Source organism: Rhodanobacter sp. OR92, from assembly GCF_000427545.1.
Lineage (GTDB): Bacteria > Pseudomonadota > Gammaproteobacteria > Xanthomonadales > Rhodanobacteraceae > Rhodanobacter > Rhodanobacter denitrificans.
This window is the reverse complement of sequence record NZ_KE386557.1, coordinates 96,818-108,647: the sequence shown is the minus strand read 5'-3', so window position 1 is coordinate 108,647 and position 11,830 is coordinate 96,818. Positions and strand designations below refer to the sequence as shown.

Sequence of the window (11,830 nt, the reverse complement as noted above, 5' to 3'; positions counted from 1 at the left end):
TCGTCTCGTGGGAATCAGCCGGCGAGGCTGAGCGTAGGGGCTTCCTGCCTGTCTTTGACGTGGATCGTGGAGTCGGTGTGGTGCGTCATCGGGCAAACCGGACGAAGCGGTCACGTTGACGGCGCGCGCGAACCGTGCGCGAGGCGCCACAGGTTGTGCGCGACGCCAGCGAACGCGCCGAGCCATGCAACCAATGCAATCGCGAAAAACAGCTTCGGCAGGAAGCCGAGGAAACCGAAGCCCATCGCCTTGGCCATTTCCAGTGTGCTGGTGGCGTACATGCCCAGCGGGAACACCGCACCCCAGTACAGCGGGTCGTAGCGCAACGGAAAGCGCCTGTAGAGATGGCGCCACACGCCGAGCACCAGCAGCATCGGGATCCACCAGGTGCCGGTGGCCCAGTAGAACACCGTGAAACCCTTGATGAAGGGCTGCAGCGACAGCAGGTAGGGCGCATCCACCGCATTGATGCTGAGCAGCGAACCGGCCAGGGTGGAAATGGCCATCGCGCCCATGTTGATCCAGTACGGCGGCGACAGGTCGGCCGGCGAGAACTCGAAGAACGTGTAGCGGTAGAAGATCAGCGACATCATCCAGATGTACAGCATGCCGCCCCACAGCCACATCGACAGCGCGAAGAAGTTCAGCTCCAGCTTGTACGGCTGCGCCGCGTGCGCGGCGAGCAGGGCGCTCAGCACCGCGATCGACTGGGTCGCCACCACTGCCAGCAGCCAGCCGCCGCTGATGCCGCGGTCCAGCGTGGGTTTGCCTTCCTTGACGGTGAAGGCGGTGAACACCGTGTAGGTCAGCGCCAGCCACAGCACGATCGCCACGCCCCACAGCAGCAGGCCGCCGCGGACACTGCCGGCCAGCAGCAGGAACTGGCAGCCCAGGATGCTGGAGGCGGCCACCATGGTGAAGAAGCCCGGCCCGCTCAGGTGGTCGGTCAGGTCGCCGAGGAATCGTTGCGGATAGCGCGCCAGGCGCAAGGCGTAGAGCAGCCAGAGCAATGCATAGACGCCGGCATTGATGGCGAACAGGCCCCGGGCCAGCCGCGGCAGGCCCAGCCGCCAGGCGCCGATGGAGACGATGCCGGTGGCCATGACCATGCCGAAGTAGGCCGGCGAGAGTCCTGCCAGGGCGGAAGGGGGGAAGCGCGATGCCTGCTGCATGTGGCGTTTCTCGATGGTCGCCGGCGTAGCCGGAATGGACGGCGGGAAATCACGGTCCCGCCTCCGTGGTCGGTGGCGGGATGGATGCGAATCACGGCACGGGGCGGCTCCCTCGACGGCAGGTGTGCGTCCGTGCCTGCGGACAGATTAGGGTGGTCGGGACGGGCGCAAGTTGATTGCAGTCAACCCGCCCGGCGAAGGCTGCCGGCATGGCCGGGCCGGGTCCGGTGCCGGGCCATGCCGCGGCGCGTTTCAGACCAGCAGCGCTACCGACTTGATCTGCGCCCACACGGCCAGGCCCTCGCGCAACTGCAGGCGCAGCGCCGACTGGTGGGAGACGCGCGCCAGCAAGGGGAGGCCACCGGCCTGCAGCTGCAACTGGAGCTGCCCGTTGGGCAGCGGCGACAGCGCTTGCAGCACGGCCGGGACGATGTTCAGCACGCTGGTGTCGGCGTGCGCGCTCAGTGCGACGCTGACGTCGCGCGCCTGCACGCGCAGGCGCACGCGGGTGCCGGCGGGGTGGGCGGGGCCGTGGGCGTGCAGCGTACCGGCGGGCGTGTCCAGCCGCAGCAGGCCGTGTCCGTCGTGGCCGAGCACGCTGGCCTCGATCACGCTGGCAGCGTCATCGCGCAGCGCCAACGGCAGGTCGGAGCGGTTCAGCACTTCCAGCGCCGGGCCGGCGATACGCACCCGGCCGGCTTCGAGCAGCACCAGGTGGTCGGCCAGGCGCGTGGCTTCTTCCACCGCATGGGTGACGTACAGCAGGGGGATGCGCGTCTCGCGCCGGATCGCTTCCAGGTACGGCAGGATCTCGGCGCGCCGCTCGGCGTCGAGCGCGCTCAGCGGCTCGTCCAGCAGCAGCCAGCGCGGCTGGCACACCAGTGCGCGGCCGAGCGCCACGCGCTGCCGCTCGCCGCCGGACAGCGTGGCCGGCGGCCGCGCCAGCAGCGGCCCCAGCGCCAGCTTGTCGATCCACTCCTGCATGACGCTGGTTGGCGCGCCGGCACGCCGCCAGCCGTAGCGCAGGTTGTCGTGCACCGACAGGTGCGGCAGCAGCGCCGCATGCTGGAACACTACGCCCGCCCGGCGCCGGTGCGGCGGCAGGCGGACGTGCGCGTCCTGCCAGGTCTCCCCGCCGATGCGCAGCTCGCCGCGAGCCGCCGGCTCGAGGCCGGCAATCGCGCGCAGCAGGGTGCTCTTGCCGCTGCCGGAGGGGCCGAACACCACGGCGACGCCCTGCGCGGGCAGCGACAGCGCCACGTCCAGCGCGAAATTCGTGCGCCGCAGCTGCAGGCGCAGCTCGATGCCCGGGGCCGGCTCAGTCATGCGCGAGCGCCGTCCGCCGGCCCAGCCACTGCACCACCAGCAGCATGCCGAAGGAGAACGCCAGCAGCCCGGCCGCCAGCCGGTGGGCGTCGGCGTAGGCCATGGCCTCGACCTGGTCGTACAGCAATACCGACAGTACCCGCGTCTGGCCGTCGATGTTGCCGCCCACCATCAACACCACGCCGAACTCGCCCACCGTGTGGGCGAAGCCGAACAGCGTGGCGGTGACCAGCGCCGGTTTCGACAGCGGCAGCACCACGCTGATGAAACGGTCGAACGGCGACGCGCGCAGCGTGGCGGCGGCCTCCAGTACGCTCGCCTCGATCGCGGCAAAGCCGGACTGCAGCGGATGCACCACGAACGGCAGCGAATACAGCACCGAGGCAAGGAGCAGCCCCTGGAAAGTGAACGCCAGCGTGCCCAGCCCCAGTGCCGTGGTGAGCTGGCCAAGCGGTCCGTCCGGCCCCATCCCCAGCAACAGGTAGAAGCCCAGCACGGTGGGCGGCAGCACCATCGGCAGGGCAACCAGCGCCCCGACCGGCATGCGCCAGCGCGAACGGCTGCGCGCCAACCACCAGGCCAGCGGCATGCCCAGCAGCAGCAGGATCAGCGTAGTCAGCCCGGCGAGCTTGAGGGTGACCAGGATGGCGGCCTGCAGCGTCGTCATGGCCGTCGTTGCGATGCCGGTGCCGGCTCAGTCATAACCGTGGGCCGCGATGGTGCGTCGGGCGGTATCGTCGCGCAGATATTCCAGGAAGCCAATCGCCGCCGGGTTGTCGCGGCCGTGGTCGAGCAGGACCGCACTCTGGACGATCGGCCGGTGCCAGTCGGCGGGAACCAGCCAGGCCGAACCGCCGACCTGGCGCTGCGCCTCCAGCACCAGCGAGCGCGGCAACAGCCCGGCCTCGGCATTGCCGCTCAACACAAACTGGGTGGCCTGGCCCACGTTTTCGCCGAGCACCAGCCGCGGCTGCAGCGTGTCCCAGCGGCCGACGTGCTGCAGCACCTGGCGTGCGGCGGCGCCGTAGGGTGCCAGCGCGGGGTTGGCGATCGCGAACTTGCGGAAGTCGTGCCGGCGCAGCACCTGCTCGCCGTCGGCGACCAGCGCGGCATCGCGGCTCCACAACACCAGCCGGCCGCGCGCGTAGTCGTACAGCGACGAGCGCACCGCCAGCCCTTCGTCGACCAGGCGCTGCGGCGTGCTGTCGTCCGCCGCCAGCAGCACGTCGAACGGCGCGCCATGGCGGATCTGCGCATACAGTTTGCCGGTCGAGGCCACGCTGATGTCGATGCGGTTGCCGCTGCGGCGTGTGTATTGTGCCGCCAGCAGGTGGGCCACCTCGCTGAAATTGGCGGCAACGGCGACCCGCGCCCGCGCCACCGGTGGCGTGCTCGCGCTGGCCCGGCCTGCTGGCCAGGCGGCCAGACTGGCGATGGCCAGCAGCACCGGCACGGCGCGACGAACCAGCATGTGGACGATTTTCAGCTGCAACGCCTGCCCCTCGGTGGGTTGTTCCGGCCTGCCGCGCCGATTCCCGGTGCGGACGTGGCCGCCAGCATGGGTGGGTTCGATTTATACACAACGGCGGACCGCGCAGGTGGATCCCGGGCAACTTGCCGCAGCCGCTGGCCGGGCGCGAAGGGCGTTCTTGCGGCGTGCCCAGGCCGCCGGGCGGCCGTTTGCCGCAGGCGCATGCCGCGCTGGCGCCAGGTTGACGTGGGTCAGTCGCGGCGAGGTCGCGGTGCGCTAGCCTTTTCCCATCCGCGGCCGCCGTGCCGCTTGCCGGAGTCTTCCGCATGAAATCGGTCAATGTTGTGATTGCGCTGGCGTGTGGCCTTGGCCTGGGCCTGGCGGCCCAGGCATCCCCCCAGCACGCCCATGAAAGCCACCCCGCGCACGCCGCCACGACTGCCGCGCCGGCGCAGCGCTGGGCACCGGACGCGCCGCTCAGCGAGGGCATGCGCCGGGCCCATGTGGCGGTGGACGAACTGCGCCACTACGAGATGGGCCACATGAGCGCGCCGATGGCGGTCGACCGCGCCACCGAGGTCGAGCAGGCGGTGACCTACATGTTCGCCAACTGCAAGCTGGCACCCGAGCCCGATGCCGCGCTGCACGGCATCCTGGTGCCGCTGATGAGCGCGGCGCAGACGCTGAAGGCCGACCCGAAAAAGGTGTCGGCGGTAGCCGAGATGCGTGCGGCGATCGCGCACTATCCGCAGTATTTCAACGACCCCGGCTGGGACAAGCCGGCCCCGGCCGTGCACGAGATGCACGACGAGCCCTGAGCGGATGCCGGCGCATGACTGACTGGATCCAGGCCTGGCAATGCATCGGCTGCGGCAAGATCGAAGCGCCGCAGCCGTGCATCGGCGTGTGCCGCGACCACAAGATCCTGATGGTCGGCAAGGAGGCGCACGAACGCGCGCTGGCGGAAATCACGGCGCTGCACGCGCAGCTTGCGCGGGCCCGCGCAATGCTGCAGCGCTTTGTTCTGGCCACGCCGCATGAAGGCCAATGGGAACGCTCGTGGCTGGCCTTGCAGGCCGAGCTGCGCGAAGCGCTGGCGGTGCTGGCGACGTTGCCGGAAGCGTCCATGCACGAGTGAGGGCGGCGTTCGGAAACCGCGCAGGTCGTGCAAGCTCATGCGGGCGGCGCGGGGATGGCCAGGCCGTCGCCGTCCGCATCGGCCAGCAGTTGCCGGTGCACCCGTTCGAGTTCGGCCAGCAGCCGCGCACGCGCCTCGGCGGCGAACGGGTTCTCGCGCTGGATCGCGGCGAACAGGTGGCCGGCGTCGCCGCGCACCGCTGCCAGCATGTGTTGCATGCCCTGGAACGAAGGCGGCGCCAGCGGCAGGCCGTCGTTCACGCCGATGTCGAGCAGGCCCTTGGCGACGAAGAACGCCAGCGCATGGGTCATCGCCATGGCACGGTCGTGCGCTTCCGGGTTCTGCTCGATGACTTCGCAGCCGAGTCCGGCGAACAGCTCGCGGGCCCGCTCGGCGGCCTCTGGGTGATCCGCGGCTGGGCAGATCACCGTGCGCCGCGGACGCTCGTCGCGGGCCAGGCTGAGCGGGCCGAACAGCGGGTGCGTGCCGACGTGCGGAATGGCCGCGCCGAGCAGCTCGTCCATCGTCGCGCAGGGGTGCATCTTCACGCTGCCCACGTCGAGCACGGTCTGTCCGGCATGCAGCAGCGGGCGCAGCGCGATCAGCGACTCTCGTAGCTGCGGCACCGGCATCGCCAGCACGATCCATGCTGCGCCGTCGATCGCCGTCGGCATCGACGTGGCAGCCAGCGCAGCGGGGATCTGCGCGCGCGGATCCCATGCACGCACGCGATGCCCCGCCTGCTGCAGCAGCCCGGCGAAGGCCTGGCCGAAGCGGCCGTAGCCGAGCACGGCAACCGTCGCAGCGGGTGGCGCCGGTTCGCGCGGTCCGGCCGCGCTCATGCGGTGAGCGGCGGGCGGCCGCTGGCCAGGCTGGCGCGCAGCGCGGTCGTCCACGGCGCGAGGTCGATGCGGTGGGCGGCCAGCCACGACGGATCGAACAGCGTCTGCGCATAGCGCTCGCCGCGGTCGCACAGCAGGCTGACGATGCTGCCGCGCTCGCCGCGGGCACGCATCGAGGCGGCCAGCTGCAGGCAGGCGACCAGGTTGGTACCGGACGAGCCGCCGTAGCGGTGGCCGAACAGCTCCTCCAGCAGCCAGGCGCCGGCGATCGAGGCGGCGTCGGGCACTTCGCTTACCCGGTCGACCACCTCGAAGATGAAGCCCGGTTCCACCCGCGGCCGGCCGATGCCTTCGATCAGGGTTGGCTGGCTGGCCAGCGCCTGCGCGTCGCGGTTGCGCCAGCCGTGCACATAGGCGCTGCCGGCCGGCTCGGCCACGCACAGCTGCGTGTGCAGCCGGCGGTAGCGCAGGTAGCGGCCGATGGTGGCCGAGGTGCCGCCGGTGCCGGCGCCGCAGACGATCCACGCGGGTTCCGGTTCGGCCTCCAGCGCGAGCTGGCCGATGATCGACTCGGCGATGTTGTTGTTGCCGCGCCAGTCGGTGGCGCGTTCGGCCAGGCCGAACTGGTCCAGGTGGCAGGCGCCGCGCGCGGCGTGCTCGGCGGCGCGGGCGTGCACCTGGGCGGGGTCGTCGACCAGGTCGCACTCGCCGCCCAGCGCCCGCACGTCGTGGATCTTGCCCGGTGCGGTGCAGGCCGGCATCACGGCCGTGAAGGGCAGGCCGAGCAGGCGTGCGAACCACGCTTCGGAGATCGCCGTGCTGCCGGAAGAGGCGTCCACCACGCCCTGGCCGCCGCGCAGCCGGCCGTTGCACAGCGCGTACAGGAACAGCGAGCGGGCGAGGCGATGTTTCAGGCTGCCGCTGGGGTGCGCGGCCTCGTCCTTGAAGTAGAAGTCGATGCCGTGGAAGCCGGGGAAGTTCAGCTTCAGCAGGTGGGTGTCGGCCGAGCGTGCCGCTTCCTGCGCCAGTTTCGCCAGGGCGTCGTGCACCCAGCGGCGGTCCGTCTCGTGTTGCAGGCTGACCAGGCGCAGGACGCTGTCCATGGGAGGCTCCGGGTTCATGTCTGGCTGGTGGCGCCGCCGCGCAGCATGCGCATGCGACGGCCGAGGAAGTCGAAATAGCGGTCGATGTAGCTGATGCCGTTTTCGTGATCGATCAGGTACGGGTTCATCAGCGTGTGGCGCAGGATCAGCAGCCGGTCCTCGTCCGGGCCGAGGCTGGCCGTATCCAGGCCCAGCGCGGCGAAGATGCGCGAGGTCTGCACCGGACCCAGCATGTCCGGGCGCAGGCTGGTCACCGAGCCGAAGAATTCCTTCGTCTGCAGCGGCTGGTGCGGGTCGCAGCGAAGGGTGTCGTGCAGCTCGCGCACGAAGGCGTTCGCCGCGGCCACCGAGGTGTTGCCGCAGGGGTTGAGCGCGAGGCAGACCAGGTTGCTGTCCGGCGCGAACGGCACCAGCGCGTGGACGTCGTCGGCCAGCTCCAGCGCGAAGCGCTGCGCGCGCGCGTGGAAGGTCTCCGCCGCGCGCACGGTGGCGCGCGGCAGGGCGCCGAAGTGGGCGTGGTCCAGCGGCAGCACCCGGTGCGTCACGTACACCGCGGCGGCGGCCGCGCCGGATTTCGAGCCTTCCGGGATGAACTGGCCCAGGCTGCGGTAGCGCGCCAGATATCCGGCGGGCGTGGCGGCGTGGAACACGTAGTCGGCGCGCTCGGCCAGCAGCGTCATCGCGCGGTGGTCGCGGCAGATGAAGGCGCCGCTGCCGTAGGGCAGGTAGCCGAGCTTGTGCGGGTCGACCGTGACCGAGTCGGTCTCGCCCAGCGCAGCGAACGCTGCATGCACTGCCGGCGTGGGGAACTGCACGTAGTCGGCGGCCACCTCCTCGCGCGTGCGCAGCGAGCCGTCTTCGTTGCGGAATAATGTGGCCAGGTAGCCGCCCCAGGCGGCGTCGACGTGCACGGCGAAATCCAGGCCGCGCCCGCGCGAGGCCTGCCGCGCGGCGAGCACGGCGTCGATCGGGTCGATCGTGCCGTACTCGGTGCCGCCGAGCACGGCCACGCACATCAGCACCGGTTGGCGTTCGCGCGCGCAGCGTTCCAGCGTGTCGGCCAGCGCGGCCGGATTCAGCCGCATACCGTCGGTGGGCAGCAGTTCCAACTGGTCGCGGCCGAGGCCGAGCAGCTTCAGGCCCTTGCTCCACGAGTAGTGCGCGGTGACCGGCGCCAGCACCAGCGGCACGCGCAATGACGGATGCGCGGCGAAGAAGCCGACCAGACCGAGTTGTTCGATGCGCTCGTTCTCGACCCGGTGCAGCCAGTGCGCGCGTTGCGCCGGTGTCTGCGCGGCCAGCCAGTGCTGCCAGGTCTCCAGCAACGCGATGCCGTCGGCCGTGGAAAGATTGAAGGCGCTCCAGTCGTCCGCCGGCAGCGCCAGCTCCGGCGCGCCGGCGGCGCGCAGCGCCACCGGGAACGCTTTCAGTGCCAATGCCAGGCGCAGCGCCTGGTAGTTGGCCAGGGTGCCGCCGGAGGTGAGGTGGCCGAACGCGCAGGCCTCCTGCGCCGGGTCGTGCGGATAGCCGAGCATGCGCGCCAGTTGCAGGCCCGCCTGCACTTCCAGGTCGACGGTGACCGGGGCGGCGTCCTCGCTGACGTTGTTGGGGTTGTACGGCAGCGTGAGCATCTGCGCGGCCAGTCCCGGCAGCAGCAGGTCGGAAGCCATATGGCCGATGTAGCGCGGGCTGTGGAACGGCACCGACTTCTTCAGCGCGGCGGAGAGCTGGTGCAGCTCGCGGCGCATGCGCGATTCGAAGGCGAGGTAGTCCGGGTGGTGCGCGGCGCCGGTGCCGATCGCCGGCGGGTCCTCCGGGTGGAAGTTGCGCCGCCAGTAGACGTGATCGCGCAGGAACTCCACCAGCAGCTTTTCCAGCAGCGTGTCGTTCTCGCCGTAGGGGCCGAGGAAGCAGGCGTCCAGCGTGTGGTCGCGCGGCTCGACGTGGTCGAACGGTTGTGCCGCGCTCATGCCAGCCATCCGTGCAGCCAGCTCAGCGGATGATGCATGCGGGCCACGCCCAGCATGTAGACGTAGGTGGCCAGTGCCGCCACGTAGAAGGCCCGCCGCGCGCGCGGCGTGCGTGCCCGTTTCAGGGCGAGCATGGCGAGCACCACATAGGCCACCAGCAGCACCAGCTTGGTGGTCAGCCAGCCGTTGGCGAACATCGCGCCGGGCAGGATGCTCACCAGCATCAATGCGGCGGTGAGCAGGGTGGTGTCGATGGCGTAGCTGAGCCAGCGCACCGGCTCCCACTGCGCGGCGCCGGCGTGGCCGGCCTGCACCAGCAGGCCGCGCAACGCGAACAGCGTGCCGCTGGCCAGCACGCAGGCGATGTGCACCCATTTGATCTGCGGATAGAACTCGAACATGCGGGTTCCGGGGTTCGGGATACGGTGAAAGCATCAGGGCACGCCGTGCGGCGCGCCCTGACGTACGTCATGTGCGCGAGGGATCACGCGCGCTCGGGAACGCCCTGCGGCAGGGGCGCGCTGGCGGTCCGGCGCTTCGGCCACAGCCACAGGGCGGCGACGAACACCGCGATCAGCAGGGCGCCGACGGCGAACAGGGTGTCGCCCGGCACGCGCATCCACACCAGCATGTGGATCAGCGGGCGATCCATGAACTCGGCCGAGCGGGCGAACCAGTAGCCGTGTTCCAGCACCGCCTTCAGCTGCAGGATGCCCAGCGGCAGCAGGGTCAGCGCGGCCATCAGCGACAGGCCGATGTTGAGGCACCAGAACGCGCCGCGCAGCCAGCCTTCGCGCCACTGCGCCTGCGGCTTGATGCCGCGCAGGCAGAACAGCATCAGGCCCAGGCCGAGCATGCCGTACACGCCGAACAGCGCGGTATGGCCGTGGCTGGCGGTGAGGTTCAGGCCCTGCATGTAGTACAGCGCGATCGGCGTGTTGACCAGGAAGCCGAGCAGGCCCGCGCCGACCAGGTTCCAGAAGCTCACCGCCACGAAGAACAGGATCGGCCAGCGGTAGCGCGCCATCCACGGCGCGGCGTGCTGCTTCTTCCAGGTGTCGTGGGCTTCCAGCCCGATCAGCGCCAGCGGCACCACTTCCAGCGCCGAGAAGCTGGCGCCGAGCGCGATCACCGCCGTGGTGGTGCCGCTGAAGTACAGGTGGTGCAGCGTGCCGAGCACGCCACCGGCCATGAACACGATGGTGGCGAACAGCACGTTGGTGGTGGCGCTGCCCACGCGCAGCAGGCCCAGCTTGACGAACAGGTAGCTGATCACCGCGGTGGCGAACACCTCGAAGAAGCCTTCCACCCACAGGTGCACCACCCACCAGCGCCAGTACTCGACCATCGCGATGTGGGTGTGCTCGCCCCACATCAGGCCGGCGCCGTAGAGCAGGCCGATCGCCACGGTGGAGAGGAACAGCAGGCCCACGATCGAGGCGCCTTCCCTGCCGCCGCGCATCGCCGGCCACAGCGCGCGGCCGACCAGGAACAGCCACAGCATCAGCCCGATGAACAGGAAGATCTGCCAGAAGCGGCCGAGGTCGGTGTATTCCCAGCCCTGGTGGCCGAACCAGAAGTTGTATTGCAGGCCCATCTTGTCCATCACCGCAAACCACTGGCCGGCGAACGAGCCGACCACGATCAGCAGCAGGCAGACCCACAGGAAATTCACCCCGAGCCGCTGGAACTTCGGCTCGTGGCCGGAGATCAGCGGCGCGATGTACAGGCCGGTCGCCAGCCACGCGGTGGCGATCCACAGCACGGCCAGCTCGGTGTGCCAGGTGCGGGTGAGGCTGTACGGCAGGTAGTTGGCCAGCGCGAAGCCGTAGGCCTGCTGGCCTTCCACCTGGTAATGCGCGGTGGTGGCGCCCAGCAGGATCTGCGCCAGGAACAGCGCCAGCACGGTCCAGAAATACTTGCCGGTAGCCTTCATCGAAGGCGTCGCCTTCATTTCGGTCAACGGGTCGCGCGAGGGGATCGGCGGCAGGGGTTCATGGCTTGCCTGGCGCGCGTGATGCCAACCGAGCAGGCCGATGCCGAAGATCATGAACAGGATGCTGAAGACCGACCACAGGAAACTGGTCGAGGTCGGCACGTTGCCGACCAGCGGTTCGTATGGCCAGTTCTGGGTGTAGCTCATCGCCTCGTTCGGTCGCTGCGTGGCGGCGGCCCAGCTGGTCCACCAGAAGAACGCGGTGACCGCGCGCCGATGCTCCATCTCGGCCACGGTGTTCTCGCGCATGGCATAGCCTACCCGCAGCTTGTGCGTGGCCGGGTCGTTGCCGAACAGGCTCATGTAATGCGCCGCGACGGCTTCCATCGCGTGCGCGCGCAGCGCCGAGACGGTGATGGTGTTGCTGGCTGCGTCGTAGGTGTTGGTGCGCAGTTCTTCCTGCACCCGCGCTTTCAGGGCCGCCTGTTGTGGCGCATCGAGCGAGTCGTACGGACCCAGCCCTGCGTCGCGCGAGAGCAGTTCCAGCATGGCGGTGGCTTCGCGATGCAGCCAGTCGGCGCTCCAGTCCGGCGCCAGCAGCGCGCCGTGGCCCCAGATCGATCCCAGCTGCTGGCCGCCGATGCTCTGCCACACCTGGCGGCCTTGCTCCATGTCGGCCTTGGTGTACAGCGTCTGGCCGTCGCTGGTGACGACCGCCGCGGGCAGCGGTGGCGCCTGCTGGTGGACCACGCTGCCGACCCACAGCAGCACGGCGAACGACGCTACCAGCAAGGCCGCCAGGCCCAGCCAGAGTTTTCGGGTGGTACTCATTGCGCATCTCCCAGAAAGGTGCGCGCATGCTCGGCGAGGCA

General features: G+C 70.1%; 11 protein-coding genes. 2 read left to right on the top strand and 9 right to left on the bottom strand.

All coding sequences use genetic code 11. The annotated features are described in order from the left end of the window. Positions 1-110: 110 nt before the first annotated feature. From RHOOR92_RS0114745 to modA, 4 genes are all read right to left on the bottom strand, one after another. Positions 111-1,172 (bottom strand): tellurite resistance/C4-dicarboxylate transporter family protein, encoded by a 1,062-nt coding sequence (locus RHOOR92_RS0114745; protein WP_037115547.1) that lies wholly within the window; start codon positions 1,170-1,172, stop codon positions 111-113. 252 nt (positions 1,173-1,424) lie between these two features. Further along, entirely contained in the window at positions 1,425-2,498 is a 1,074-nt protein-coding gene (gene modC, locus RHOOR92_RS0114740; RefSeq protein WP_007507563.1) for a molybdenum ABC transporter ATP-binding protein, read from the bottom strand. Then, the gene (gene modB, locus RHOOR92_RS0114735) at positions 2,491-3,165 is read right to left on the bottom strand and encodes a molybdate ABC transporter permease subunit (protein WP_007507564.1); all 675 of its coding nucleotides are present in this window, start codon (positions 3,163-3,165) and stop codon (positions 2,491-2,493) included. The genes modC and modB overlap by 8 nt, the downstream gene beginning before the upstream one ends. Before the next feature lie 27 nt (positions 3,166-3,192). Next, the gene (gene modA / locus RHOOR92_RS0114730) at positions 3,193-3,969 is read right to left on the bottom strand and encodes a molybdate ABC transporter substrate-binding protein (protein WP_231378400.1); all 777 of its coding nucleotides are present in this window, start codon (positions 3,967-3,969) and stop codon (positions 3,193-3,195) included. 326 nt (positions 3,970-4,295) lie between these two features. On the opposite strand from modA, the gene RHOOR92_RS0114725 reads away from it, so the two are divergent. Then, positions 4,296-4,787 carry a hypothetical protein gene (locus RHOOR92_RS0114725; protein ID WP_007507566.1) on the top strand — a complete coding sequence of 164 codons (492 nt, stop codon included), beginning with the start codon at positions 4,296-4,298 and terminating at the stop codon, positions 4,785-4,787. A 14-nt stretch (positions 4,788-4,801) separates the two neighbouring features. Continuing rightward, positions 4,802-5,107, top strand: a complete 306-nt coding sequence (locus RHOOR92_RS0114720; protein ID WP_007507567.1) for a hypothetical protein — start codon at positions 4,802-4,804, stop codon at positions 5,105-5,107. A 35-nt stretch (positions 5,108-5,142) separates the two neighbouring features. Here the strand turns inward: RHOOR92_RS0114720 and RHOOR92_RS0114715 are convergent, their stop codons facing one another. The 5 genes from RHOOR92_RS0114715 to RHOOR92_RS0114695 all read right to left on the bottom strand — a co-directional run bounded on the left by RHOOR92_RS0114715 (position 5,143) and on the right by RHOOR92_RS0114695 (position 11,789). Further along, positions 5,143-5,949 carry a prephenate dehydrogenase/arogenate dehydrogenase family protein gene (locus RHOOR92_RS0114715; RefSeq protein WP_037115595.1) on the bottom strand — a complete coding sequence of 269 codons (807 nt, stop codon included), beginning with the start codon at positions 5,947-5,949 and terminating at the stop codon, positions 5,143-5,145. Beyond that, complete coding sequence (locus RHOOR92_RS0114710) at positions 5,946-7,052, bottom strand: PLP-dependent cysteine synthase family protein (RefSeq protein WP_007507572.1); 1,107 nt, start codon at positions 7,050-7,052, stop codon at positions 5,946-5,948. Before RHOOR92_RS0114710 ends, RHOOR92_RS0114715 begins: the two co-directional genes overlap by 4 nt. A gap of 14 nt (positions 7,053-7,066) precedes the next feature. After that, positions 7,067-9,022, bottom strand: a complete 1,956-nt coding sequence (locus tag RHOOR92_RS0114705; RefSeq protein WP_015448427.1) for a pyridoxal-dependent decarboxylase — start codon at positions 9,020-9,022, stop codon at positions 7,067-7,069. Then, positions 9,019-9,423: a SirB2 family protein gene (locus RHOOR92_RS0114700; protein WP_015448426.1), complete on the bottom strand. Its 405-nt coding sequence runs from the start codon at positions 9,421-9,423 to the stop codon at positions 9,019-9,021. Before RHOOR92_RS0114700 ends, RHOOR92_RS0114705 begins: the two co-directional genes overlap by 4 nt. A gap of 83 nt (positions 9,424-9,506) precedes the next feature. Next, entirely contained in the window at positions 9,507-11,789 is a 2,283-nt protein-coding gene (locus tag RHOOR92_RS0114695) for a nitric-oxide reductase large subunit (RefSeq protein ID WP_015448425.1), read from the bottom strand. Positions 11,790-11,830: the final 41 nt, after the last annotated feature.

Excerpts from the sequence above, each read along its gene's own strand:
- RHOOR92_RS0114745 (WP_037115547.1), bottom strand. The coding sequence starts at position 1,172 with ATGCAGCAGGCATCGCGCTTCCCCCCTTCCGCCCTGGCAGGACTCTCG.
- modC (WP_007507563.1), bottom strand. The coding sequence starts at position 2,498 with ATGACTGAGCCGGCCCCGGGCATCGAGCTGCGCCTGCAGCTGCGGCGC.
- modB (WP_007507564.1), bottom strand. The coding sequence starts at position 3,165 with ATGACGACGCTGCAGGCCGCCATCCTGGTCACCCTCAAGCTCGCCGGG.
- modA (WP_231378400.1), bottom strand. The coding sequence starts at position 3,969 with ATGCTGGTTCGTCGCGCCGTGCCGGTGCTGCTGGCCATCGCCAGTCTG.
- RHOOR92_RS0114725 (WP_007507566.1), top strand. The coding sequence starts at position 4,296 with ATGAAATCGGTCAATGTTGTGATTGCGCTGGCGTGTGGCCTTGGCCTG.
- RHOOR92_RS0114720 (WP_007507567.1), top strand. The coding sequence starts at position 4,802 with ATGACTGACTGGATCCAGGCCTGGCAATGCATCGGCTGCGGCAAGATC.
- RHOOR92_RS0114715 (WP_037115595.1), bottom strand. The coding sequence starts at position 5,949 with ATGAGCGCGGCCGGACCGCGCGAACCGGCGCCACCCGCTGCGACGGTT.
- RHOOR92_RS0114710 (WP_007507572.1), bottom strand. The coding sequence starts at position 7,052 with ATGGACAGCGTCCTGCGCCTGGTCAGCCTGCAACACGAGACGGACCGC.
- RHOOR92_RS0114705 (WP_015448427.1), bottom strand. The coding sequence starts at position 9,022 with ATGAGCGCGGCACAACCGTTCGACCACGTCGAGCCGCGCGACCACACG.
- RHOOR92_RS0114700 (WP_015448426.1), bottom strand. The coding sequence starts at position 9,423 with ATGTTCGAGTTCTATCCGCAGATCAAATGGGTGCACATCGCCTGCGTG.
- RHOOR92_RS0114695 (WP_015448425.1), bottom strand. The coding sequence starts at position 11,789 with ATGAGTACCACCCGAAAACTCTGGCTGGGCCTGGCGGCCTTGCTGGTA.